Below are 21727 nucleotides of genomic sequence, written 5' to 3'. Positions count from 1 at the left end.
CAGCTCGGAGATCACACTGATCAGGCTGTCAGCCTGCGATAGCAGATCAGAGCCGCGGCGATGCCGGCGAATGCCAGGAAATGGTCGGCCTTGCGCTCGTAGCGACGGTGCAGGCGGCGGCACCCGGACAGCCATGCCATGGTGCGCTCCACGGTCCAGCGGTGCCGCCCAAGGCGCTGTGAGGACTCGATGTCCCGGCGCGCGATACGCGGTGTGATGTTGCGGGAGCGGAGCCATATGCGTACCCGGTCGAAGTCGTAGCCTTTGTCGCCGTGCAGCTTGGCCGGTCGACGGCGGCGCGGCCCACGACGGGATCGGATGGGCGGGATGCCCCGCACTAGGGACTCCAACCCTTGGCTGTCGTGGGTGTTCGCAGCTGAGATGCCGATGGAGAGGGGCAGACCGGTCCGCTCGGTGATCAAGTGGATCTTTGATCCCTTCTTCCCGCGATCTACGGGATTCGGACCCGTCAGGTCCCCCCTTTGAGGGCCCTCATGTTCACCGAATCGATCGCGCACCGCGACCAGTCCAGTCCGCCCCGTGCGCCGAGCTCGTCCAAGACCAAGCGGTGCAGCTTGCCCCACACGCGAGCTCGGCTCCACTCGGCGAAACGGCGGTGCGCGGTCGACCCGGACGGCCCAAAGCTCGGCGGCAGCTGCCGCCACGTGCACCCAGTCTTGGCCACGAACACGATGGCAGCCAACACCTGTCGGTCTCCGTAACGACGTCGCCCTCCACCTTGCGGTCGCACCGGTGCCGCCGGAACCACCCGCTGGAATAGCTCCCACAACGCGTCCGGCACCAGTCGCTCCACCATGGTCATCACAACATGTCAGTCTAGTTTTCAAGCCAGTTGAGACGACTTCTTATAGGCGCCTGATGCCAGCAACCGGGACCTGAACGGTTCAAACACGTGCGGCGTGCCGAGATGCCGGGTCACTGGCATGCCGAGTCGAGGCACGCGCAGAAGACAGGCGCGCGCGCTGCCGGCTCCGCGCCCCCAAAGACCGCGTCCAGCGTTCACACTTGGCCACCGAGGGCAGGCATCATCATCAAGGTGACCACACCACCCGCACATTGGAATCCGATCTCACAACGCCTGTGGCAAGCAGTCCGCACCGGCGATCTCCTCGATCTCACCGCTGCTCCACCCCAAGGCACAGGGCAAAACCCGAGTTCCATGGCCCAGGAAGTCCCGGCCGAGGTCATTGCCGCTCTCCTGCTGCAGCCCCCTGCGCCGGAGCCGGGAGCGGTGCCGCGGCTGCAGATGGTCGGTGCGCGCATCACCGGACGTCTTCAGCTGCAATACGCCGCGGTCGAGATCCCCTTATCCCTTGTCAATTGTCGTTTCGACCAGCCGGTCGAACTCGCCGATGCCTCGCTGCGTGCGGCGGACTTCACGGGGTGCCACATGCCTCGGCTGAGCGCCGACCGACTGCGCGTGGACGGCGATCTGATGCTCGCCCAGCTGGTCAGCGGTGGAGTGGACTTGTTCGGCGCGCAGATCAGAGGCGACCTGTGGCTCACTTCCGCCCGCGTCACAGGCGACGGATCCGGCTTTGCCGTGAACGGGCCGCAGCTCCGCATCGAGGGCGGCTTGTACGCGCACTCCGCTCACGTTACGGGCGGACTCAATCTGTGGGGTGCCCAGGCCTTCACCATTGAGGTCACCCAGGCCCGCCTGTCCGGGGCGGAGGAACGTCCGGCGTTCCGTGGCGACGGCCTCCAGCTCGTTCAAGACCTCCTCTGCACCGACCTGTTGGCCGACGGCGGAGGCATCCGTCTGTTCGGCGCGACGATCGGCGGCCAATGCTGGCTGGCCCGTGCCGACATACGCAGTACCACCGGGTGGGCCGTCACCGCACCCACACTCACCGTCGGGGGTGGTATCTACGCTTACGGCCTCACTGTCGAGGGGGGTGTCAATCTGTTCGCTGCCGTCGTCGGCGAATCGATAGAGCTCACCGCTAGCACACTCCTCCCCTACCACCAGTACGCGCTTCGAGCTCCCGGGGCACGAGTAGAAGCAGACATCAAGCTGGACAATGCCACGCGCGTCGCAGGCAACATCGATCTCACCCGTGCCGAGGTCAAGGGCACCTTTTCGCTCATCGAGACAGCGTTCTCTGAGGAAACGACCGTCGGGCTGCACCGCGCCGTCCTCGGAGCGCTCCATCTGGAGTCCCTCAGTGCACCACCCGCCACACTCGATCTGAGTGCTGCCACCATCGTTGCCATCACCGATGCCACGGACTCATGGCCCTCGCAGGTCGCGCTCACCGCACTCTCCTACCAAGCCCTCCACCCTACGATGCCCGCTACTGACCGACTGACATGGTTGCACCGCGGCGCTGACTACCACCCTCAGCCCTACGAGCAGTTGGCCGCCTACTACCGTCAACTCGGCCATGACGACGACGCGCGGACAGTGCTCTTAGCCCGACATCGACAACGACGGCGTAGCTTGCCAAGGCTTGCCCAACTGTGGGGCTACATCGAAGACGCCGCTACTGGATACGGCTACAGACCAGGGCGCGCGCTCTTGTGGCTGCTGGCACTTATCACTACCGCTGCCATCGCCTTCGCCGCGGCGCCGCCCCAGCCCGCCCAATCCAACGGGCCGCCCTTCCAGCCGGTGATCTTCGCACTCGACCTCATTCTCCCTGTCCTCGACCTTGGTCAGGAAAAGGCGTTCACCCCTGTCGACGGCACTACCTGGATTGCCTGGCTCAGCTCCCTTTCAGGCTGGCTGCTCGGCACCACCGTCATCACTAGCCTCACCCGTCGCCTCACTCGCTCCTAGACGCTCACCACACGATCTTGTGCCGACGCCGGGTTACAGATCGGGGCCGCTCCGGAGAACACCAAGTGGGACGCGGGCCGCATCTGAGCCAACGCCGTTCTTGATCAGCCATCGCTGACCGGGCTGCTCACCGAAGTGTCCTGAGCTTCCTCTCCAAGATCCGCCACCTCTCCCTCACCAGCGTCGACATCGGCGCCCACGAGGTCGGCCGCCGCGTCACCCGCGCCCTGCTCGACCGCATCGCCGATCCGAAACGGGAGGCCGTCGAGTACCAGGTGACGCCGACGCTGGAGGTCCGTGGCTCGACCGGACCCGCGCCAATGAAACGGCATCCAAGTCGGCAACGAACGAGCTTGTCGCCTGCGCAACAACCCGCCTGACACCCATCACGAGGGTCCTCAGCGTGAGAGCGAGCTGGACTGCCCCTAGCCCGGTGCGTTCGAACAGTCGCGTTGCTGCGGTCTACCAATCCCCTGACCTGCACTTATGCGCTATAGCGGCAAAAGCACAGCGAATTCGACCGGAGTCGACCCCCACGGCTCCGATACACGGCTAGAACCACGTCTGATCAGCGGTGATGCAACTTTTGCCGCTGTACCAACGAATTACAGAAACTGAATCACCACAAGTGCCCCGATAGGGATCAACTTCATAAGTCGACAGCACTGAAGTGGACACACAGCCCGCCGATGTAGGCACGGCGCCACGTGATGGCCCGAGCCCATCACGGCTCAGCCCCACGAAGGATTCCACGCTCTGAACAGGCCTTTCACCGATCCCCTTCCGCGAGACGGAAGAGGTATTGCGGCGCAGCAGCGCGCTTCCGGACGATGCCACCACAGCAGACAGACGGGAGCCGCAACGATGCCGCACATGACCGCCTTCGCCAGGAACCAGTGGTTCTTGGCAAAGGCAGTCGGCGAGGCTCGCCCAAGCGCAGATCATTTTGGATTCCGTTGATACCGTGAGCGGCGCGGACAGACGGCGCACCGTGAATGCGCGGCGCGTGCCCACCGCACTGCCACGGCGTCCATCAGGCTCCTTGGCCGCTGCCGCCCTCCCTCCCGACGAGAGCAGCAACTCCCGGGATCGCCTGGCACCGATATGCAGTTCCCTACGTAGGTTTCGGCTGAGACAGGCCGCTGATGATGCTCCCAGTGTCGGGCATCGAGCATCTTGGCTCGCTGCAACAAGGGATCGTCCGCTCCACGCTCTGACTCTCGCTCCTCCGTGCCGTTCCTCCTCGTCACCCACCCCGTGCCCTCCGCGACTCGATCGCCCGGACGGTGCACGAGACGTTCGACCAGGAGCAGCAGGGCGACGGGCGGCCACCCGGCGACGAGGACCGGTTTCCATTCCAGAGCTGGTGCCGCCGCGATCTGTGCTGCCAGAGAGACCGCGATTCCCAGCAAGAAGGCCGACCAAAGAGGCCACCGCGCTCGGCGGGTCCGAGGCTCTGCGTGCTCAAGGAGACCGGCCGTGGCCAGGAGTAGGAGACCGTCGACCGACAACGGCCACAGCGAGGCACTGACCGAGTCGACCCCGCCCTGCACGGCGAACTTCCACTGATGGACGTAGGAGGCGTACGCGGCGGCCCCTCGGTGCAACCCGCAGTCGCCCCGAGCACCAGGCACACCCCGCACCATCCGCCCGCGTGACCTTCGCTGCCGCAAGGTCGATACTGCCGACAGGAGCGTTCCCGCCAACCCACCTCCGACCGTCCCCCAAACCTGACTGCCCGTCATCAAAGTCAGCATTAAGTCAGCATCAGTACCGCCGGAACCCGCTTCCGCCCGCCACGGACCGCCAAGATCGACTACCGACCTTCCCCACCCTGACCTGCAAAAACGCGGGCCAGGAGCCCATCTGCTAGCCACACCAGGAGGTACCCATGAAGATGCTGATCAACGTCGCGGAGACCGTCGTCGCGGACGCGCTGCGCGGCATGGCGGCCGCCCATCCGGAGTTGGTCGTCGATGTGGAGAAACGGGTGATCGTACGGCGGGACGCACCCGTCGAGGGGAAGGTCGCCCTCGTCTCCGGTGGCGGGTCGGGGCACGAGCCGCTGCACGGTGGATTCGTGGGTCCGGGGATGTTGTCGGCGGCCTGTCCGGGTGAGGTGTTCACCTCTCCGGTGCCCGACCAGATGGTGCGGGCCGCGGCCGCCGTGGACAGCGGGGCGGGCGTGCTGTTCATCGTGAAGAACTACACGGGTGACGTCCTCAACTTCGACATGGCCGCGGAACTCGCCGAGGACGAGGGCATCCAGGTGGCGAAGGTCCTGGTCAACGACGACGTGGCGGTCACCGACAGCCTCTACACGGCCGGGCGGCGCGGCACCGGCGCGACGCTGTTCGTGGAGAAGATCGCGGGCGCCGCGGCGGACGAGGGCCAGCCGCTGGAGCGGGTAGAGGCGATCGGGCGGCAGGTCAACGAGAACTCCCGCAGTTTCGGCGTCGCCCTCAGCGCCTGCACCACCCCTGCCAAGGGCAGCCCCACCTTCGATCTGCCGCCCGGTGAGCTGGAGTTGGGCATCGGCATCCATGGCGAGCCGGGCCGGGAGCGGCGGGCGATGATGACGTCGGGTGAGATCGCCGACTTCGCCGTGGGCGCCGTCCTGGAGGACATGACCCCGCGCAACCCCGTCCTCGTCCTGGTCAACGGCATGGGCGGGACACCGCTGTTGGAGCTGTACGGCTTCAACGCCGAGGTGCAGCGGGTGCTCGCCGAGCGTGGTGTCACCGTCGCCCACACCCTCGTCGGGAACTATGTCACCTCGCTCGACATGGCCGGCGCCTCCGTCACGCTGTGCCAGGTCGACGAGGAGCTGCTGCGGCTGTGGAACGCGCCGGTGAAGACGCCGGGGCTGCGGTGGGGAATGTGATCCGGAGCCGGACGCTCGCAACACACCTGTCACGCAAGGAGATCCAGTGCTCGACGCCGATTTCTTCCGCCGTTGGATGACGGCGACCGCCGCCTCCGTCGACCGTGAGGCGGAACGGCTCACCGCTCTCGACTCGCCCATCGGGGACGCCGACCACGGCAGCAATCTGCAGCGCGGGTTCAACGCCGTCACGGCGGCGGTCGAGAAGGAGGCCCCGCAGACGCCGGGCGCGGTCCTGATGCTCGCCGGGCGGCAGCTCATCTCGACCGTGGGCGGGGCGTCGGGGCCGCTCTACGGGACGCTGCTGCGCCGGACCGGCAAGGCCCTCGGGGACGCCGACGAGGTCAGCGAGGATCAGTTCGCCGAGGCGCTGCGGGCCGGGGTGGACGCGGTGATGACGCTCGGTGGGGCGGCACCGGGCGACAAGACCATGATCGATGCGCTGGTGCCGGCCGTGGACGCGCTCGGCGACGGCTTCGCCGCGGCGCGGGCCGCCGCCGAGGAGGGCGCCCTGGCGACGACGCCGCTGCAGGCCCGCAAGGGGCGGGCGAGTTATCTCGGGGAGCGCAGCATCGGACACCAGGATCCCGGGGCCACGTCCTCGGCGCTGCTGATCGCGGGCCTGGCGGAGGCGAACGGTGAGTGACGAGACGGTGGGTGACGAGACCGTGAGTGACGAGACCGTGAGTGGCGAGGCGGTGAGTGGCGATGAGAGCGGGCGGCTCGTCGGCATCGTGCTGGTCTCGCACAGCGCGCAGGTGGCCGCGTCGGTCGCCGAGCTGGCGCAGGGGCTCGCGGGTGGCGGGACGCGGGTGCCGGTCGCCGCGGCGGGCGGCACCGAGGCCGGCGGCCTCGGCACCAGCGCCGAGCTGATCGCGGCGGCGGCCGCCTCCGTGGACCGCGGCGCCGGGGTCGCGGTACTCACCGACCTGGGCAGCGCGGTCCTCACCGTCAAGGCACTGCTCGCGGAGGGCGACGAACTCCCGGACCACACACGCCTGGTGGATGCCCCGTTCGTCGAGGGCACGGTGGCCGCGGTCGTCACGGCGGCCACGGGCGCCGACCTCGCGGCGGTGGAGGCGGCGGCCGCGGAGGCGTACTCCTACCGGAAGGTGTGAGGCGGCCTACGGCATCCGCCACGGCACGGACTTGAAGCGAGGCGGCCTGCGGCAGCCATGGCACCGCGGGCCCCCGGCCGCGTCCCGGTCGGGTTCCTCTCCGCCAGGAGTTCCCCCCTATACGACCCCCTCTGCCACGACCCCCAGCGCCACCCGCAAGGTCGCCGCCAGTTCCCTCTGAGCCGTCGCCCGGTCGGGGCGGGTGTCGGCGGTGTGCCAGGCGTAGTGCTCGACCGCGGCGCGCAGTGCCGCATTGAGCGTCGCCGCCTGGATCGCCGGGCGCAGATCGTCGGCGGGCAGGCCGGCGCGCTCGGCGAGGGCGCGGGCGAACGCCGGTTCGGCCTCGTCGTACGTCTGGAGCCAGATCGCGCGCAGGCCGGGTTCGGTACGGGTGAGCCGTACCAGTGCCCCTACCGTCGCGCGGTCGGGTCCGGCCAGCAGGCGGTCCTCGACCGCGAGTTCCTGGTCGAGGAGTTCCTCGAGGGGCTGCCCCGGACGCCACCACCGCAGGCAGTCGGCGATCAGGTCGATACCGGCCGAGAACAGCGGCCTTACGCAGCTCTCCTTGCTGGGGAAGTAGCGCCACACGGTGCGCGCGGAGACACCGACCGCGGCTCCGATCTGCTCGCCCGTGGTGGCCGCCACGCCCTGGGTGACGAACAGGTCCACCGCCGCCCGCGCGATCTCCAGCCGCATCTCGGCCTTGCGCTCCTCGGTCAGGGGCGGCCGTCCCGTAGGTCGCCTCGTGCCTTCACGGGCTGCGGTCATGTTCTCCTCCGGCCGGCGCTGATCGCTCTCCCGGAATTCTCGCCGAACCTCTCCCCCGGGCTCCTCCCCGAGGACTTTATGTCACTCAGAGACATAAAGTCGTAGGGTGGGGCCCTCGGGCGCGTCCGGCTGGGCCGCCCCTCGGACTCACGGATGGGAGCACCTCATGACCGGCGGACTGAACGGACGCAGTGTCATCGTCACCGGAGCGGGCTCGGGCATCGGGCACGCGGCTGCCCTGGCCTTCGCCGAGGCGGGTGCCCGGGTCGTGGTGGCGGACCTGAACGCCGAGGGCGCGGAGACGGTGGTCAAGGAGATCGAGCAGGCGGACGGCGGGGCGGTCGCCGTCGTCGGCGACCTGAGCGAGCAGGCCGTCGTCGACCGGGTCGTCGAGACCGCCGTCGAGCGCTTCGGCGGCGTGGACGTCCTGGTGAACAACGCCGGGATCATGGACCGCATGTCGGCGCCGGCGGACGTCACCGACGCCGAGTGGGAGCGGGTCATACGGGTCAACCTCACCGCGCCCTTCCTGCTCACCCGGGCGGTTCTGCCGCACATGCTCCGGGCGGGCAGAGGTGCCATCGTCAACACGGCGTCCGAGGCCGGTCTGCGCGGCAGCGCCGCGGGCGCCGCGTACACGGCGTCCAAGCACGGCGTGGTGGGGCTGACCAAGTCCCTTGCGGTGATGTACCGCAAGCAGGGAATCCGCGCCAACGCCATCGCCCCGGGCGGCACTCGGACCGGCATCGAAGTGGACGCCGCGCCGGACGCGCACGGGCCGGCGGCTCTCGGCCCGCACTTCGTCAACCTCGGCAGGGTGGCCCAGCCCGAGGAGCAGGCCGCCGCCATCGTGTTCCTCGCCTCGGACGCGGCGAGCAACATCAACGGCGTGGTCCTGCCGGTCGACGACGGCTGGTCGGCGGTCTGACGCCTCCTCCCTCACCGCGCACGAATCACCCACCGCTCACGAGCAGTTGTCGCATCCGGATCAGTTGCCGGGGACGAACGCCCTCCCGTGCACGAACTCCCTGGCCAGCCGCTTCCCGGCCGTCACGGCGGCCGCATGGTCCTCGATGGGCGTCACCCACGTGTCCGTGAAGACGATGTAGGTGACCCCGGAGGCCGTGCCGCCGCGGTGCGGGTCGGGCGAGATGCCGAGGGCCTCGGCGGCGGCGTACGACGCCTCGCCGATCATGTCGTTCGGGCCGACGTCGCCGACGACCGCGTACCGCACCCGGCCCTGGTACACGACCGCGGCGACCGAGCCGCCGCGGATGCCGTGGTCAAGTGGGTTCCAGATACGGCTCGGAGCGGGCACGACGATGTACGGGAGGCGTTCGGCGCTCAAGTGACGTCCGTCGGACTGCTGATAGGCGGTCGCGGCGGAGAAGTACGGATCGGTACGGCCGTTGCAGTGGCGCGTGCGCCGACCGTCGCAGTCGATATCCATATCAGCCTTCCAGAACACCGCGTCCCGTCCCTCGCAGACCCGGATCGTCGCGGGCGCACCACTGTCGCTGCGGTAGCGGCCACGGGAGACGGCGGCGCACTCACGCACCTTCGCCAGCAGGTCAGCGGCGCTGACCTCGGCCTCACGGTGCGCCGTTGCCCCTTCCTGAGTGGAGGGCGGGGTCGGCGGCGGCATCGTCGGGGCGAGCAGAGCGGCGCCCGCCGCGGCCAGCGTCAGCGAGTGGAGACGCACGATAGGGGACCCTCCCGTCGAGGAACACTGACGGACATTCAGCCCATCCGATGCTGTGTCGATCATGCTGCCACCAGCAGGGCCGTACGGCGCGCATCCCGACGACACGACGACACGACGATCGCCCCCGAACTTCCGCCAGGAGCCGGGGGCCTGAGTCCGCGATACGGACCCCAGGCCCTCCGGACACCCGCGTCCGGCGCGGGATCAGCGACGACAGCGGCCCGCGCCGGGGGCATGAACTCCCCACCCCTCGTGGCGAGTTCAGCCATGAGCGGCTTCAGCATACGTAACGTTCCCGGCGGTTCACCAACGACCGCCCTCTTGAGGTGATCGCGTCAGCGGCGACATAGTGGAGCCCCATTGGTCCGGACCATTACCGCCAGTTGGCCTCGGGAGGCAGAGTCGTGCGACGCGTTCCCGTCCTCGTGCCCGTGTTCTGCGCGGTGCTCGTCACGCTCTCGTCCTGTGCGTGGAACGGTGCGGAAGAGGAGGGTGGCCGGCTGCCCGCGGCACCCACCGGTGTCACGGCCGCCGCGGGCAGCGCGACCAGCGTGCATGTCATGTGGAACGCGCTCTCCGGACCATCGGCGGGCGGTGAGATCCGTGGCTACGAGGTGTATCGGGGACCCATGAAGGTCAAGGAAGTGCCGGGCTCTGCACACATGGTGGATGTCACCATGCTCAAGCCGTCCACGGCATACGCCTTCACCGTGCGGGCCCGTGACACCGACGGGCGGCTCGGGCCGCCGAGCAAGGAGGTCCGGGCGACGACTCCCGCGGCCGCGCACGCCGACCACTCCGCACCGGGACGTCCGGGGCGGGCCGAGGGCCGGGCGGTCGGCAGCCGTGCGGTTCAACTGTCATGGTCGAGGGCGACGGACGACCGGGACGTGGTGTCGTACGACATCTATCAGGGCGACACAAAGATCCACAGTGTGGGCGGAAACCAGACCGCGACCGTGGTCACCGGACTTCGCCCCGGCACCCGCTACTCGTTCACCGTCCGGGCCCGGGACGCGGCCGACAACCTCTCGCCCGCCACGGCAGCGGTCCGCCTCACCACGCCCGGCACCGACGACGGGCGCGGCACCGCGCCGACCTCCTTCCGGGCAACGACCCATCAGGCGGACGGGGCGTACCACCTCGACCTGAGCTGGGTGCCGCCGCGCACGGACGGCGTGGTCACGGAGTACCAGGTCGAGCTCGACGGCCGTACGGCCACATCGCTGGTGTACGGCGGCAGCGCGCCGCGCGAGCGGGCAACGTACAGCTTCTACCTGGGCCGGGAGGCCGGAGTCGGTCACCGGGTGCGGATCCGGGGCAGGCTACCGGACGGCACCTGGGGCGGCTTCTCGGCGGAGCGGACGGTGACGACCGGCGTGCGGGACTGACGTCCGGTCCGGCGTCCCCCGGATACAGCAGTCCGTCACCTGTCCGGCGGAGGTCCGCATGCGGGCCGGAGCCGGGGGGCGTTGGCTGCCCCTGAGGCAGCACGGGCGTTCCCGACCCTCGGCGGCGCAACGGACGTACCGCCAACCGTGCCGCCGGAGGGCATCACATGCGCAACTCATCGCTCTTCCTCCGCTCGGGCCTGACCGTGGCAGCCGCCTCCGCTCTTCCGTTCGCCCTGGCCGCCGGTCCGGCCGCCGCGGTCTCGGGGATCTCCGTGAGCACCACCGGCTCCACGGTCTCCGTCACGACCAGCGCGTGCACCAACGTCAACGGCAGCTGGGGCACCGCCTCGCTGCTCAACAGCAGCCAGGCGAATTTCGCCCAGGGACGGCAGGTCTCCCTCTCGGGGACGGCCTCACTGCAGTCGGCGGCCTGGGCCGGCGTGAGCCCGGGCACGTACACCGTGATCGTCGTGTGCTCCAACGGCTCGACGGCGGGCACCCAGTCGGTCATCGTCACGGCCCCCAGGGTCTCCGCGACGGCCTCGCCGTCGCGCGGCGTCATGGGTGGCATGGGCGGTGGCAGCAAGGACTACGGCACGATGACGCTGGTGGCGGGCGGCGCCCTGGTGGGCACGGGTGTCCTGGCCGCGGCGGCCTGGGCCATGCGCCGCCGCTCGAAGCCGTACCGGCTCTGAACGCCGTACCGGCCCCGAAGGGCCCTCGGCTCACGCCGTCTCGTGGCCCGGCAGTTCCGCGAACTCCTCCAGGGCGCGGGTGAGCCACTGCGTCCAGAAGGTCTCCAGATCGATGCCGGCACGCAGCACCAGGTGCCGCAGCCGGTCCTGCGAACTGTCCTTGCCGGGCGGGAAGTCGCGCTTCTCGATCTCCTCGTACTCGGCCAACTGCCGCTGGTGCAGATCGAGATGGCGCCGCAGGTCGGCCTCGATGCCCTCGGTCCCCACGACGGCCGCGGCACGCATGCGCAGCAGCAGCGTGTCGCGGTGGGGCCTCGGGTCCTGGGACGCGGCGGTCCAGCGGGCCAGTTCGGCGCGGCCCGCGGGCAGGACCTCGTAGCTCTTCTTCTGCCCGCGGGTCGGCTGCTCCGACGGAAGCGTCCGGATGAGGCCCTCGGTCTCCAGTTTTCCCAGCTCGCGATAGATCTGCTGATGCGTCGCCGACCAGAAGTACCCGATCGACTTGTCGAACCGGCGGGTCAGGTCCAGCCCCGATGACGGCTTTTCGACCAGGGCGGTGAGGATCGCGTGCGGGAGTGACATGGGCTCATCCTAGGGACGCGCTCAGGCGCCCCTACAGGCTCGCGGCCAGCTCGGTGCCCTGCTTGATGGCGCGCTTGGCGTCCAGTTCGGCGGCCACGTCGGCACCGCCGATGAGGTGCGCGCTGTGGCCCGCGGCGAGCAGTGCCTCGTACAGGTCGCGGCGCGGCTCCTGCCCGGTGCACAGGACGATGGTGTCGACCTCCAGCACCGTGCTCTCCTCGCCGACGGTGACGTGCAGTCCGGCGTCGTCGATACGGTCGTAGCGCACGCCCGGGACCATGGTGACGCCGCGGTGCTTGAGCTCGGTGCGGTGGATCCAGCCGGTGGTCTTGCCCAGGCCCGCGCCGACCTTGGTCGTCTTGCGCTGGAGCAGGTGGACGGTGCGCGGCGGGGCGGGGCGCTCGGGGGCGGCGAGGCCGCCGGGGCCCATGTAGTCCATGTCGACGCCCCACTGGCGGAAGTACGTCGCCGGGTCCTCGCTGGCCTTGTCGCCGCCGTCGGTGAGGAACTCGGCGACGTCGAAGCCGATGCCGCCCGCGCCGAGGACGGCGACGCGCTCGCCGACGGGGGCGCCGTCGCGCAGGACGTCGAGGTAGCCGACGACGCTGGGGTGGTCGACGCCGGGGATGTCCGGGGTGCGCGGGCTGACGCCGGTGGCGACCACGACCTCGTCGTAGGCGGCGAGGTCCTCGGCCGACACCCAGGTGTTCAGCCGTACGTCCACGCCCTGCCAGTCCAGCTGGTGGCGGAAGTAGCGCAGCGTCTCGTCGAACTCCTGCTTGCCCGGGACCTTGCGGGCGACGTTCAGCTGGCCGCCGATCTCGCTCGCCGCGTCGAACAGCGTGACCTCGTGGCCGCGTTCGGCCGCGCTCACGGCACAGGCGAGGCCGGCGGGTCCCGCGCCCACCACCGCGACCCGCTTGCGCAGCCGGGTCGGGGACAGGGTCAGCTCGGTCTCGTGGCAGGCGCGCGGGTTGACCAGGCAGGACGTGATCTTGCCGCTGAAGGTGTGGTCGAGGCAGGCCTGGTTGCAGCCGATGCAGGTGTTGATGGCCTCCGGCTTCCCGGCGGCGGCCTTGGCCACGAAGTCGGGGTCGGCGAGCATCGGGCGGGCCATCGACACCATGTCCGCGCAGCCGTCGGCCAGCAACTCCTCGGCCAGCTCGGGGGTGTTGATGCGGTTGGTGGTGACGAGCGGCACGGAGACCTCGCCCATCAGCCGCTTGGTGACCCAGGTGTAGGCCCCGCGCGGCACCGAGGTGGCGATGGTGGGGATGCGCGCCTCGTGCCAGCCGATGCCGGTGTTGATGATCGTCGCCCCGGCGGCCTCGACGGCCTTGGCGAGGGTGATGACCTCGTCGAGCGTGGAGCCGCCCGGCACGAGGTCCAGCATGGACAGCCGGTAGACGATGATGAAGTCGTCGCCGACGGCCTCGCGCACCCGCCGGACGATCTCCACCGGGAAGCGCATGCGGTTCTCGTACGAGCCGCCCCAGCGGTCGGTGCGGTGGTTGGTCTGCGCGGCGATGAACTCGTTGATCAGGTAGCCCTCGGAGCCCATGATCTCCACGCCGTCGTACCCCGCCTGCCGGGCGAGGCGGGCGGCACGCGCGTAGTCGTCGATGGTCCGCTCGACGTCGGCGTCGGTGAGCTCGCGCGGCGGGAAGGGGCTGATCGGCGCCTGGAGCGGGCTGGGGGCGACGAGGTCCTGGTGGTAGGCGTACCGGCCGAAGTGCAGGATCTGCATCGCGATCCGGCCGCCCTCGCGGTGCACGGCGTCGGTGATGGCCCGGTGCTGCTCGGCCTCCGCCTCGGTGGTGAGCTTCGCGCCGCCCTCGTACGGCCGGCCCTCGTCGTTGGGGGCGATACCTCCGGTGACGATGAGCCCCACTCCCCCGCGCGCCCGCTCGGCGTAGAAGGCGGCCATGCGCTCGAAGCCGCGCTCGGCCTCCTCCAGGCCCACGTGCATGGAGCCCATGAGGACGCGGTTCGGCAGCGTGGTGAAGCCCAGGTCGAGCGGGCTCAGCAGGTGGGGGTAACGGCTCATCGGGGCCTCCATGCGCGGTTTCGTGCCTCTGTAGTTGTAGAGGACCGCGAGATGTTTATGCAACTAGTTGCACAAACGGAGAGGGGTGACACGGACCACGCCGGGGCACAGTGGGCCCATGACCGCACACGCCGACGTGATCGACCTCGCCCAGCGTCTGATCCGCTGCCCCAGCCGCGCCGGGATCGACGACTACGGCCCGGTCCTCGGCGTCCTGGAGGACTGGCTCGCGGTGCGTGAGCTGCCGTATCGCCGCCTCTACGGCGACACGGGCGGCGTTGTCGGTCTGCTGATCGAGGTCACGGGCGGCCGGCCCGGCCGATGGTGGGCACTGGACGCCTGTGTCGACACCGCGCCCTACGGCGACGAGGGCGCCTGGTCGTTCGCGCCGGACTCCGGCGAGGTCGTCGACGGCCGACTGCGCGGCAGGGGCGCCGCCGACTCCAGCTCGCGGCGGCGATGTTCTGCGGCATCGCCGCCGAGCTGCACGGCCGGGCCGGCACCTTGCACGGCGGGCTCGCGGTGCTCCTCGACGCCGACGAGCACACGGGCGGCTTCGGCGGCGCCCGCGCCTACCTCGCCGATCCGGAGGCGGTGCGCCCGTCAGGGGTGATGATCGGCTACCCGGGGCTCGACGAGGTCGTGGTCGGCGGGCGGGGCCTGTGGCGGGCCATGATCGCCGTGCACGCGGCCTCGGGCCACTCGGGGTCCCGCCGCACGGCACCGGGGGCCGTCTCCCGCGCGGCACATCTCGTACGGCTCCTGGAAGACCTCCAACTCCCGGACGGCGGCGGCGAGTTCCCCCTGCCGCCGAAGCTGACGGTGACCTCCTGCCACGGCGGTCAGGGCTTCTCGGTCGTGCCCGACCTGTGCGAGCTGGGCGTCGACATCCGCACCACGCCGGCCTTCGACGCCGACGCCGCCGAGCAGCTGGTGCGTGCGGCGGTGGGCGAGCTGGACGTGCGGGTGCCCGCACCGCGGCCGACCGTGATCGCCCCGGTGGCCGCCTGGCCGCCGTATCGACTGGTGAAGGACCAGCAGCCCGCCGCGGCGCTGCTGGACGCCGCCGCCCGGGAGGGTCTGACCGTTCGGCCGAAGACCGCCGGTCCGTCCAACATCGGCAATCTGCTGGCAGGTGAGGGCATCCCGGCGACCGCCGGCTTCGGCGTGCGGTACGAGGGGCTGCACGGCGTGGACGAGCAGGCCTGTCTGGAGGACCTGCCCGCCGTCCACGCCGTCTACCGGCGTGCCGTGCTCAGCCTGCTGGGCTCGCCCTGACCCGGCGCCTCCTCGCCCGGCTCCTCATGCGGGACGGCTCTCCAGCACCACGTGCAGCTCCCGCTCCTGGTCGCCCGAGGCCGAGGACAGGTCGTGCACCGTGAACAGGGAGTCCAGCGTCGTACGGAGCCGTTCGATGGCCCAGTAGCCGCCCTGCGCGTCGGCCTCCACGGACGACGAGAGCCGGGCGGGAGGCGGGCACTCGTGCGTGTCCGTCACCTCGAACGTACCGAGCCACACCATGGGCCGCGTCTCGTGGAGCTGCTGCGGCACGTCCTCGGGGCCCCGGTCGGACTCGAAGCACGCGCACAGCGTGTCGAGGACGATCCGGGCGTCCTCCTTGCTGCATCCGCTGATCTCGACGGAGACGGGCTCCTCGTGCTGTCGTTCACGGTCCATCGTGATCGCTCCTTTCGTGGCCGCGCCGCGGTACCACGGGTTGCCCGCGGAAGCGGACCCCAACCCCAAGAAAAGCACCACGGGCCGCGGAGCACTACCGGCGCAGCCGCACCGTCCGCGGCCCGCGGGCGTCCTCAGCCGCGCGTGAACCGGTACGTCATGCTGTCCGTGAGCACGCAGAAGCCCGGCGAGAGGACGATCACGCGCAGGGTGCCGGTACGGCGGTCGTAGTCGATGCCCTCGGTCTCGAAGTCGCCCGAGCAGGAGCTGCGCAGCGGGAGCTGACGCAGGGCCGTGACATGACCGGTGACGTCGGAGGTGCCCGGCTCGGCGGAGAGGTCGACCCGCAGCAGCGGCTTGGTCATGCCGAAGAGGGTCCCGGCCGGGTCGTCGGAGGAGCACAGGAGGGTGGTGGCGTCGAGGAAGTCGCAGCCCTGGATGTCGCGTACGGCGTGGTCCAGCCGGATGCTGGACGTCCAGGGGAGGTTCGCCGACGGTGAGGTGGCGGGGTTGACGCCCGGGGTCGGGTGGACCAGCAGGCGGGTCATGGTGCCCCACTCGCCGGAGACCATCCACTGGCCGCCGGGCGAGACGGCGGCGAAGGAGTTGTTCAGCGCCTCCCCGGAGCCCAGCGTGTGCACGTACTCCGACCAGGTCCCGTCCGGCGCCTGCACCCGGAACATCTTCGCGCTGCCCGAGTCGGCCTGGTACGGCTCGATGTAGTAGCCGTTGTACGAGGCGTCCGGGTCACCCACATGGTTCCAGCCGCGGCTGCTGACCGAGGTGGGGATGGTGCCGATGCCCGTGTAGCGGTTGGGGCTGTTCGCCGGGACCTCCACGGAGGTCAGGCCCTGGCTCTCGGTCAGCGGGTCGACGCGGTCCGAGCCCACCTCCGTCCAGGTGTCGGCGGCCTGCGCGGGCGTGGCCGTGGACAGCGCGGCGGCGCAGGTGAGGGCGACGAGGCCGGTGAGGGCGGCGTGACAACGTTGCCGGGCACGCAGGGCCATGGGAGCGACTCCTTGGGGGGCGGGGGCGTGTCGGCGGACAGTTTCCCGGGGTCGCGTGGTCATGTACAGACCAAGCAAGCGAACGTGTGCTGTCTGATCGGCCACACCCCCGCGCCCTCGTGATGTCTTCGGCGGACGTTCGCCGCCGTGTTGAGGGATGGTGGAGGTGGACGACCAGAGGGGGCCCGGAGACGGTTGAACGCGGTAGAACAAGGGGAGTCGGCACGGGGGAACGGCGTGCCGCGTGAATGGGCGAAGGCGGTGCGTGGGATGTCTGCAGCCGAACGTCCCGTGACCGGGGGCGACGAGCCGGTGCGCGGGCCGGTGGGGCCCAGCGGGCTGCTCGACGTGCTGGGCGTGGCCTCGGTGGTGCTGGACACCGAAGGGCGCATCGTGCTGTGGAGCCCCCAGGCCGAGGAGCTGTTCGGCTATCCGGCGCAGGAGGCGCTGGGCGAGTTCGCCGCCCGGATCATGGTCCACGAGCAGCACCTGGATCTGGTCGTGAAGCTGTTCGCCGACGTCATGGAGACCGGCAAGGGCTGGGCCGGCGCCTTCCCGATCCGGCGCAAGGACGGCAGCACCCGTCTGGTGGAGTTCCGCAACATGCGACTCCTGGACGACAGGGGGGACGTCTACGCGCTGGGCCTGTGCGCCGACCAGTCGACGGTCCGCCAGGTGGAGCGGGACGTCGCGTTGTCGACGCGGACCATCGCGCAGGCTCCGGTCGGCCTGGCCGTCCTCGACACCGAACTGCGGTACGTCTCGGTCAACGCGGCGCTGGCGCTGCTCAACGGCATCCCCGCCGAGGACCACATCGGCCGTACGCCGCGCGAGCTGCTGCCGGACATCGACGCCGACGCCATCGAGGCCGCGCTGCGTGAGGTGCTGCGGACCGGTGAACCGCTCATCAACCAGCGCATCACGGGCCGGACCCCCGCCGACCCGGACCAGGAGCACTTCTGGTCCATCTCGCTCTACCGGCTGGAGGACACGGCGGGGACCGTGCTCGGCGTCGCCGGGATGGCCGTGGACATCACCGAGCAGCATCAGGCCGCCGTCGAGGCCGAGACGGCACGGCGGCGTCTGGCGCTCATCGCCGACGCCTCCGCGCGGATCGGCACCACGCTGGACCTGGACCGCACCGCGCGCGAGCTGGCCGATGTCGCCGTGCCGGAACTCGCCGACGTGGCGGCCGTGGATCTGCTGGAAGCCGTGGTGGAGGGCAGACGCAGCAGCCTCGGGCCCGCGGAATCGGCGGTCATCCGCGCCCTCGCCGTCAAGGCGGAGCACGCAACGGAGGCTCTCGACGCCGCCGACCAGCCCGGCCAGGTCGCCCGCTACGGACCGGACCGCCTCGTCACCGAGTGCGTGCGCACCGCCAGCCCGGTCATGGTGCCGCAGGTCGAGGAGAAGGACCTGCCGCGCATCGCCCGCTCCCCCGAGGCCGCCGTCCATCTGGGCCGCGCGGGCGTGCACTCCTATCTGGCGGTGCCGCTGATCGCGCGCGGCGAGGTGCTCGGCGCCCTGGACCTCAAACGCACCCGCAATCCCCTGCCGTTCAGCGAGGACGACCTGCTGCTCGCCCGTGAGCTGGCGGCCCGCGCGGCCGTGCAGATCGACAACGCCCGCTGGTACCAGAACGCCCGCGACACCGCCCTCACCCTGCAGCGCAGCCTGCTGCCCAGCCATCCGCCGGTGACCGGCGGCCTGGAGGTCGCCTCCCGCTACCAGCCCGCGGGCGCCAGCGCCGAGGTCGGCGGCGACTGGTTCGACGTGATCCCCCTGGAGGACGGCAAGACCGCGCTCGTCGTGGGTGACGTGATGGGCAGCGGCATCGACGCCGCCACGACCATGGGCCGGCTGCGCACCGCCACGCACACCCTGGCCTCCCTCGACCTGGAGCCGACCCTGCTCCTGGAACACCTCGACAAGATCACCGAGGGACTCGACCACTCCATCGCCACCTGCGTCTACGCCGTCCACGACCCGCTGCTGCGGCAGTGCCGGATCGCCAACGCCGGGCACCTGCCGCCCGCCCGCGTACGCCACGGCCATCCCCCGGAACTCCTCGAACTGCCCACCGGGGCCCCGCTGGGCGTCGGCGGCGTCGCCTTCTCGACGACGACCGTCGCCCTCGAACCCGGCGACCAGCTGGTGTTCTACACCGACGGCCTCGTCGAGACCCGGCAACACCCGCTCGACGAACGCCTCGACGCGCTCCTCGAGCTCCTCGACGACCCCGACCGCCCCCTCGAGGAGTGCTGCGACCTCCTCCTGCGCACCCTGCACCGACCCGACAACTCCGACGACGTGGCGCTGCTCATCGCGCGCGTGCTGCCGCCGAGTTGACGGCTGCGAAGCCGACGCCGGGGAGAGGGGGCCGCGGGTCGGGCGCCGGGGCGAGTGGCGCGGCAAGTTCCCCAAGCCCGCCATTGGGACCGGCACGGTTTCGGGCCCCTCGGAACCGTCCTTCGAGGAACGACGCGATGACCTGATCCGGCCCGTCGGCCCGGCTAGTTGAGGCCGACCACGACCGTCGCGTGCAGCTCCTCGGAGGCGACCAGACGCGCCGACAGTCCCCTACGGGTGAAGGTCTCCAGGGCCGTCGGCGCCTGGCGTTCACTCGTCTCGACCAGCACACAGCCGCCGGGTGCCAGCCAGCTGGGCGCCTCGGCCGCGACGCGGCGCAGGACGTCCAGCCCGTCCGGACCGCCGTCCAACGCGACCCGCGGCTCGTGCTCACGCGCCTCCGCGGGCAGCAGGCCGACCTCGCCGGTGGGTACGTACGGCACGTTCGCCGCGAGGATGCCGACACGGCCGCGCAAGCTGTCGGGCAGCGCCGCGAAGAGGTCGCCCGCGTGCACCTGACCGTCGAAGGCGGCCACGTTGCGGCGGGCGCAGCGCACCGCCGCCGGGTCGATGTCGGCGGCGTGCAGCTCGACCTCGCCGAGCGCGACGGCCAGCGCCGCGCCGACCGCGCCCGAGCCGCAGCACAGGTCCACCACGACGGAGGCGTCGGGGGCATGGGCGAGGGCTTGGCCGACCAGGAACTCGGTACGGCGGCGGGGTACGAAGACACCGGGCTCGACGGCGATGCGCAGGCCGCGGAACTCGGCCCAGCCGACGACGAGTTCGAGGGGCAGGCCGGTGACGCGACGGTCCACCATGGCGGCCAGCTCGTCCGAGGTGCGGGCGGCGGCCAGGATCAACCGGGCCTCGTCCTCGGCGAAGACACAGCCGGCGGCACGCAGCGCGGTCACCACGGCGGCACGCGAGAGCGGCGCGGGGGACGAGGGCGAGGAAGAGGAGAGAGGGGGCATGGAAGCCGAGAACCTTTCGGAAGCCGAAGGGTGCTCTCGCGGTCGCCTACTGGCAGTGACCCGCGCCGATCCGAGGGGGGAGCACCCGACCTGACACAGCGGTAATGGGTCTCACCTCCTGGGCTCCGCAGGGCCGGGACCGCCCCGACCGAACGGCAACCCTACCCCAACGATCACCGACGCCCCCGCGCATCGACGAAGGCCGACCAAGGCACGTACGGTTGAATGACAAACGTACTGATCACGCTCGACCCACGGGCCGTCGCCCCCGGCGGCGACCTGGAGGCACCACCCGTATGAACGTCACCAGAGGCTTCACCGGGCGCCCACGCGTCCCGAACGCCGCACTGCCGCCCGGCCAGTACGACGCCGGCGACGACTGGCCCGTCCTGTCCGCGGAGGTCACCCCCGAGCTGACGCCCGCCGACTGGTCCTTCCGCGTCGACGGCCTGGTCGAGGAACCGCGCAGCTGGAGCTGGGAGCAGGCACATGAACTGCCGGCGTCGGTGTACGAGGGCCACATCCACTGTGTGACGAGCTGGTCGAAGTTCGGGGTCCGCTTCGGTGGGGTCTCACTGGACGCCTTCCTCGATGTGGTCCGGCCCCATGTGTCCGCCACACATGCCGTTGCCTATGCGCACACCGGGTACATCACCAACCTGCCGCTCGCCGACCTGACCGGTGGGCGGGCGTGGATCGCCTGGGAGTTCGACGGGGAGCCACTCGCCCCGGAGCACGGTGGCCCGGCACGGCTGCTGGTGCCGCACCTGTACTTCTGGAAGAGCGCCAAGTGGATCGCGGGCCTGCGGATCCTCGACCACGACGAGCCGGGCTTCTGGGAGCAGAACGGCTACCACGCCCGCGGCAACCCCTGGGAGGAGCAGAGGTACTCCGGTGACTGAGGCGACTGTGACCGAGACGTTCACTCCCCCGACCCGTTTCGCCGTGCCCGGGCGGATCGCCGTCAGCAACCGGGCCGCCGCTGTGTGGCAGACCGCCACGATCACCGAGATCCGCCGCGAGACCCCGCACGCCGCCACCTTCCGCCTCGCGGTGCCCGCCTGGGCGGGCCATCTGCCCGGACAGCACCTGATGCTGCGGCTGACCGCCGAGGACGGCTATGTGGCCCAGCGCCACTACTCGATCGCGTCCGCGCCGGATGACGCCGGGCACATCGAGCTGACTCTGGACCATGTCGAGGGCGGTGAGGTGTCCGGCTGGTTCCACACGGTCGCGAAGCCCGGTGACTCGGTGGAGGTGCGCGGCCCGCTCAGCGGCTTCTTCGCCTGGCCCGGGGACCGGCCCGCGCTGCTGGTCGGCGCCGGCTCCGGCGTCGTACCGCTGATGTCGATGGTGCGGCACCACAAGGCGCGGGGCCTGGACGTGCCGCTGCGGCTGCTGGTGTCCGCGCGTAGCCCCGAGGAGCTGATCTACGCGCGGGAGTACGGCGCGGAGACGACGCCCGTGTTCACACGGAGCGCTCCGGAGGGTGTGCGCGTGGGACGTATGGCCGCCGCACATGTGGCGCCACTCCTGGCCGAGCAGCCGCCCGGTGGGTGGGAGGCCTATGTGTGCGGCTCCAACGGGTTCGCGGAGCATGCCTCCCGACTGCTCGTCGCGGCAGGTCAGCCCGTGCACCGCATCCGGATCGAGCGGTTCGGCTGATCGACGGTCCGGCCTCGGACGCGTGTCGGCCGGGATCGTCAGGAACGATGTCCGGTGTACGG

Annotated in this window: 22 protein-coding genes; 13 read left to right on the top strand and 9 right to left on the bottom strand. The window is 70.6% G+C overall.

The window, feature by feature from the left end:
• Positions 1 to 20: 20 nt before the first annotated feature.
• A protein-coding gene (locus ACIREI_RS03050) for an IS5 family transposase (RefSeq protein ID WP_403326891.1) occupies positions 21 to 817 on the bottom strand; the annotation gives its coding sequence in 2 pieces (ribosomal slippage) (positions 21 to 479 and positions 482 to 817; 795 coding nt in all).
• A 240-nt stretch (positions 818 to 1057) separates the two neighbouring features.
• Between ACIREI_RS03050 and ACIREI_RS03045 the strand changes: the two genes are divergently transcribed.
• Both ACIREI_RS03045 and ACIREI_RS03040 read left to right on the top strand, forming a co-directional pair.
• Entirely contained in the window at positions 1058 to 2803 is a 1746-nt protein-coding gene (locus ACIREI_RS03045) for a hypothetical protein (RefSeq protein WP_403326724.1), read from the top strand.
• A 110-nt stretch (positions 2804 to 2913) separates the two neighbouring features.
• Positions 2914 to 3183, top strand: coding sequence for a substrate-binding domain-containing protein (locus ACIREI_RS03040; RefSeq protein WP_403326889.1), 270 nt, complete (start codon positions 2914 to 2916; stop codon positions 3181 to 3183).
• A gap of 561 nt (positions 3184 to 3744) precedes the next feature.
• Here ACIREI_RS03040 and ACIREI_RS03035 read toward each other — a convergent pair.
• On the bottom strand, positions 3745 to 4449 hold the full coding sequence (locus ACIREI_RS03035; protein WP_403326723.1) for a DUF2637 domain-containing protein: 705 nt from the start codon (positions 4447 to 4449) through the stop codon (positions 3745 to 3747).
• A gap of 245 nt (positions 4450 to 4694) precedes the next feature.
• On the opposite strand from ACIREI_RS03035, the gene dhaK reads away from it, so the two are divergent.
• The 3 genes from dhaK to ACIREI_RS03020 are packed head-to-tail and all read left to right on the top strand — an operon-like array spanning position 4695 to position 6805.
• The gene (gene dhaK, locus ACIREI_RS03030; protein WP_403326721.1) at positions 4695 to 5687 is read left to right on the top strand and encodes a dihydroxyacetone kinase subunit DhaK; all 993 of its coding nucleotides are present in this window, start codon (positions 4695 to 4697) and stop codon (positions 5685 to 5687) included.
• A 46-nt stretch (positions 5688 to 5733) separates the two neighbouring features.
• Complete coding sequence (dhaL, locus tag ACIREI_RS03025; RefSeq protein ID WP_403326719.1) at positions 5734 to 6333, top strand: dihydroxyacetone kinase subunit DhaL; 600 nt, start codon at positions 5734 to 5736, stop codon at positions 6331 to 6333.
• Between the two features lie 52 nt (positions 6334 to 6385).
• Positions 6386 to 6805 carry a PTS-dependent dihydroxyacetone kinase phosphotransferase subunit DhaM gene (locus ACIREI_RS03020; protein ID WP_403326887.1) on the top strand — a complete coding sequence of 140 codons (420 nt, stop codon included), beginning with the start codon at positions 6386 to 6388 and terminating at the stop codon, positions 6803 to 6805.
• 117 nt (positions 6806 to 6922) lie between these two features.
• On the opposite strand, the gene ACIREI_RS03015 is transcribed toward ACIREI_RS03020, so the two are convergent.
• Positions 6923 to 7573: a TetR/AcrR family transcriptional regulator gene (locus ACIREI_RS03015; RefSeq protein WP_403326717.1), complete on the bottom strand. Its 651-nt coding sequence runs from the start codon at positions 7571 to 7573 to the stop codon at positions 6923 to 6925.
• Between the two features lie 166 nt (positions 7574 to 7739).
• On the opposite strand from ACIREI_RS03015, the gene ACIREI_RS03010 reads away from it, so the two are divergent.
• Positions 7740 to 8501, top strand: a complete 762-nt coding sequence (locus ACIREI_RS03010) for an SDR family NAD(P)-dependent oxidoreductase (protein ID WP_403326715.1) — start codon at positions 7740 to 7742, stop codon at positions 8499 to 8501.
• A 60-nt stretch (positions 8502 to 8561) separates the two neighbouring features.
• Here the strand turns inward: ACIREI_RS03010 and ACIREI_RS03005 are convergent, their stop codons facing one another.
• The gene (locus ACIREI_RS03005; protein WP_403326713.1) at positions 8562 to 9275 is read right to left on the bottom strand and encodes a glycoside hydrolase family 75 protein; all 714 of its coding nucleotides are present in this window, start codon (positions 9273 to 9275) and stop codon (positions 8562 to 8564) included.
• A 407-nt stretch (positions 9276 to 9682) separates the two neighbouring features.
• Here ACIREI_RS03005 and ACIREI_RS03000 point away from each other — a divergent pair, with 407 nt between their 5' ends.
• Both ACIREI_RS03000 and ACIREI_RS02995 read left to right on the top strand, forming a co-directional pair.
• Positions 9683 to 10669 (top strand): fibronectin type III domain-containing protein, encoded by a 987-nt coding sequence (locus ACIREI_RS03000; RefSeq protein ID WP_403326711.1) that lies wholly within the window; start codon positions 9683 to 9685, stop codon positions 10667 to 10669.
• Positions 10670 to 10836: 167 nt separating this feature from the next.
• On the top strand, positions 10837 to 11367 hold the full coding sequence (locus ACIREI_RS02995; RefSeq protein ID WP_403326709.1) for a hypothetical protein: 531 nt from the start codon (positions 10837 to 10839) through the stop codon (positions 11365 to 11367).
• Positions 11368 to 11397: 30 nt separating this feature from the next.
• Here ACIREI_RS02995 and ACIREI_RS02990 read toward each other — a convergent pair whose 3' ends face one another.
• Positions 11398 to 11949, bottom strand: coding sequence for a PadR family transcriptional regulator (locus tag ACIREI_RS02990; protein WP_403326707.1), 552 nt, complete (start codon positions 11947 to 11949; stop codon positions 11398 to 11400).
• A gap of 31 nt (positions 11950 to 11980) precedes the next feature.
• On the bottom strand, positions 11981 to 13996 hold the full coding sequence (locus tag ACIREI_RS02985; RefSeq protein ID WP_403326706.1) for an FAD-dependent oxidoreductase: 2016 nt from the start codon (positions 13994 to 13996) through the stop codon (positions 11981 to 11983).
• A gap of 118 nt (positions 13997 to 14114) precedes the next feature.
• Here ACIREI_RS02985 and ACIREI_RS02980 point away from each other — a divergent pair, with 118 nt between their 5' ends.
• Together ACIREI_RS02980 and ACIREI_RS02975 are read left to right on the top strand one after the other, a co-directional pair.
• Positions 14115 to 14609, top strand: coding sequence for a hypothetical protein (locus ACIREI_RS02980; RefSeq protein ID WP_403326704.1), 495 nt, complete (start codon positions 14115 to 14117; stop codon positions 14607 to 14609).
• On the top strand, positions 14501 to 15274 hold the full coding sequence (locus ACIREI_RS02975; RefSeq protein WP_403326885.1) for a M20/M25/M40 family metallo-hydrolase: 774 nt from the start codon (positions 14501 to 14503) through the stop codon (positions 15272 to 15274). Before ACIREI_RS02980 ends, ACIREI_RS02975 begins: the two co-directional genes overlap by 109 nt.
• A gap of 24 nt (positions 15275 to 15298) precedes the next feature.
• Here ACIREI_RS02975 and ACIREI_RS02970 read toward each other — a convergent pair whose 3' ends face one another.
• Together ACIREI_RS02970 and ACIREI_RS02965 are read right to left on the bottom strand one after the other, a co-directional pair.
• Positions 15299 to 15673 carry a hypothetical protein gene (locus ACIREI_RS02970; protein ID WP_403326702.1) on the bottom strand — a complete coding sequence of 125 codons (375 nt, stop codon included), beginning with the start codon at positions 15671 to 15673 and terminating at the stop codon, positions 15299 to 15301.
• A 134-nt stretch (positions 15674 to 15807) separates the two neighbouring features.
• Complete coding sequence (locus ACIREI_RS02965; protein ID WP_403326700.1) at positions 15808 to 16680, bottom strand: hypothetical protein; 873 nt, start codon at positions 16678 to 16680, stop codon at positions 15808 to 15810.
• Between the two features lie 270 nt (positions 16681 to 16950).
• On the opposite strand from ACIREI_RS02965, the gene ACIREI_RS02960 reads away from it, so the two are divergent.
• A complete protein-coding gene (locus ACIREI_RS02960; RefSeq protein ID WP_403326698.1) occupies positions 16951 to 19029 on the top strand; it encodes a SpoIIE family protein phosphatase in 2079 nt (692 codons plus the stop codon).
• A gap of 164 nt (positions 19030 to 19193) precedes the next feature.
• Here ACIREI_RS02960 and ACIREI_RS02955 read toward each other — a convergent pair whose 3' ends face one another.
• On the bottom strand, positions 19194 to 20000 hold the full coding sequence (locus tag ACIREI_RS02955) for a putative protein N(5)-glutamine methyltransferase (RefSeq protein WP_403326696.1): 807 nt from the start codon (positions 19998 to 20000) through the stop codon (positions 19194 to 19196).
• Between the two features lie 296 nt (positions 20001 to 20296).
• On the opposite strand from ACIREI_RS02955, the gene ACIREI_RS02950 reads away from it, so the two are divergent.
• A complete protein-coding gene (locus tag ACIREI_RS02950) occupies positions 20297 to 20902 on the top strand; it encodes a sulfite oxidase-like oxidoreductase (RefSeq protein WP_403326695.1) in 606 nt (201 codons plus the stop codon).
• 7 nt (positions 20903 to 20909) lie between these two features.
• Positions 20910 to 21665 (top strand): ferredoxin reductase, encoded by a 756-nt coding sequence (locus tag ACIREI_RS02945; protein WP_403326883.1) that lies wholly within the window; start codon positions 20910 to 20912, stop codon positions 21663 to 21665.
• Positions 21666 to 21727: the final 62 nt, after the last annotated feature.

Origin of the sequence: Streptomyces sp. NPDC093591 (genome assembly GCF_044764885.1) — a bacterium.
GTDB lineage: Bacteria > Actinomycetota > Actinomycetes > Streptomycetales > Streptomycetaceae > Streptomyces.
Note: the sequence above shows the minus strand (reverse complement) of the source record. Positions and strands in the feature narration are given on the sequence as shown.

What these genes read in the sequence shown, in the direction of transcription:
- ACIREI_RS03035 (WP_403326723.1), bottom strand. Translation starts at nt 4,449, where the DNA reads ATGGTGCGGGGTGTGCCTGGTGCTCGGGGCGACTGCGGGTTGCACCGA.
- dhaK (WP_403326721.1), top strand. Translation starts at nt 4,695, where the DNA reads ATGAAGATGCTGATCAACGTCGCGGAGACCGTCGTCGCGGACGCGCTG.
- ACIREI_RS03015 (WP_403326717.1), bottom strand. Translation starts at nt 7,573, where the DNA reads ATGACCGCAGCCCGTGAAGGCACGAGGCGACCTACGGGACGGCCGCCC.
- ACIREI_RS03010 (WP_403326715.1), top strand. Translation starts at nt 7,740, where the DNA reads ATGACCGGCGGACTGAACGGACGCAGTGTCATCGTCACCGGAGCGGGC.
- ACIREI_RS02995 (WP_403326709.1), top strand. Translation starts at nt 10,837, where the DNA reads ATGCGCAACTCATCGCTCTTCCTCCGCTCGGGCCTGACCGTGGCAGCC.
- ACIREI_RS02990 (WP_403326707.1), bottom strand. Translation starts at nt 11,949, where the DNA reads ATGTCACTCCCGCACGCGATCCTCACCGCCCTGGTCGAAAAGCCGTCA.
- ACIREI_RS02985 (WP_403326706.1), bottom strand. Translation starts at nt 13,996, where the DNA reads ATGAGCCGTTACCCCCACCTGCTGAGCCCGCTCGACCTGGGCTTCACC.
- ACIREI_RS02980 (WP_403326704.1), top strand. Translation starts at nt 14,115, where the DNA reads ATGACCGCACACGCCGACGTGATCGACCTCGCCCAGCGTCTGATCCGC.
- ACIREI_RS02970 (WP_403326702.1), bottom strand. Translation starts at nt 15,673, where the DNA reads ATGGACCGTGAACGACAGCACGAGGAGCCCGTCTCCGTCGAGATCAGC.
- ACIREI_RS02965 (WP_403326700.1), bottom strand. Translation starts at nt 16,680, where the DNA reads ATGGCCCTGCGTGCCCGGCAACGTTGTCACGCCGCCCTCACCGGCCTC.
- ACIREI_RS02960 (WP_403326698.1), top strand. Translation starts at nt 16,951, where the DNA reads ATGTCTGCAGCCGAACGTCCCGTGACCGGGGGCGACGAGCCGGTGCGC.
- ACIREI_RS02955 (WP_403326696.1), bottom strand. Translation starts at nt 20,000, where the DNA reads ATGCCCCCTCTCTCCTCTTCCTCGCCCTCGTCCCCCGCGCCGCTCTCG.
- ACIREI_RS02950 (WP_403326695.1), top strand. Translation starts at nt 20,297, where the DNA reads ATGAACGTCACCAGAGGCTTCACCGGGCGCCCACGCGTCCCGAACGCC.